Source organism: Shewanella sp. 1180_01 (assembly GCF_052850535.1).
Window position 1 is genome coordinate 1 of the sequence record NZ_VXCT01000147.1, and the last position, 1160, is coordinate 1160.

Below are 1160 nucleotides of genomic sequence, written 5' to 3' on the forward strand. Positions count from 1 at the left end.
AGTAATAACCAATGATGTAATCAGTCACATCTTGTTTAGCTTCGCTAAAACTCTTGTAGCCTTGGGTCGGGATCCATTCCGTTTTTAAACTCCTAAAAAAGCGCTCCATTGGCGCATTATCCCAGCAGTTACCGCGACGGCTCATGCTCTGGGTGATTTGATATTTCCACAGCCGCTGACGGTATTTCAAGCTGGTATAATGGCAGCCTTGATCGGAGTGGAATATCAGGTTTTTAGGCTTCCCCCGTGATTCAAATGCCATTTCTAACGCTTTTACCGTTAACTCAGTATCAGGTGAAAATGACATCGCCCAACCAATGGCCTTTCTCGAAAATAAATCCAGCACAACCGCTAAATAGCACCAACGATTACCCGCCCAAATATACGTCACATCGCCACACCAAACGGTGTTAGGTTCGACAACTGCAAATTGCCGTTTAAGTGCATTAGGGATTGTCACATGCTCATTTTCAGCCTTTTTATAGCGGTGTTTAGGTTGTTGGCGACTCACTAATCCAAGCTTTTTCATTAACCGAGTCGCCCGATAACGACTTAACGTAAAGCCACGTTCAGAGGCGATTGTGGCGATACTTCTCGCCCCTGTGGATTGCTTGCTTTCAGCATGTATCGCTTTGATTTCACATTCTAAAAGTCGCTGTTCAGATGTCACCACAAGCTCACGGCTCACCCAATAGCGGTAGCTACTCCGATTCACGTTAAATACATGGCATAGCACTGAAATAGGGTATTTGTTGCTCTGATTGAGTTTCTCGATTATCGAGAATTGTTCAGCGAGTCCGACATCAATAGAGCAGTAGCCTTTTTTAAGATTTCTTTCTCGAGATTTATGCGCTCAATTTCACGTTTAAGTGCCCTGATTTCAATCTGCTCAGGTGTCATGGGTGAGGCTTTAGGAGCAAGCCCTTGGCGCTCGATTTGAAGCTGTGTTAGCCACTTACTGACCGTCGATTTACCCACGTTCATGGCTTTCGCCGCCGCTTCTTGTGTGTAGCCTTGATCAACGACTAATTGAGCGGTTTCGAGCTTAATCGCAGCGCTATATCGTGCACGTTTACTTTTATTCATGTTGTCACCTAAATGGGTTATGAGAGGATCATAACATTTCTTATTAGGTGGCCAAATTCACTATGCCACTACAG

General features: G+C 44.7%; 1 protein-coding gene. It reads right to left on the minus strand.

Translation table 11 applies throughout. From position 1 onward, the window contains the following. A protein-coding gene (locus FW758_RS24540; protein ID WP_446446821.1) for an IS3 family transposase occupies positions 1 to 1086 on the minus strand; the annotation gives its coding sequence in 2 pieces (ribosomal slippage) (positions 1 to 831 and positions 831 to 1086; 1087 coding nt annotated over the 2 pieces). This gene is flagged as partial in the annotation. Between the last annotated feature and the right edge of the window lie 74 nt (positions 1087 to 1160).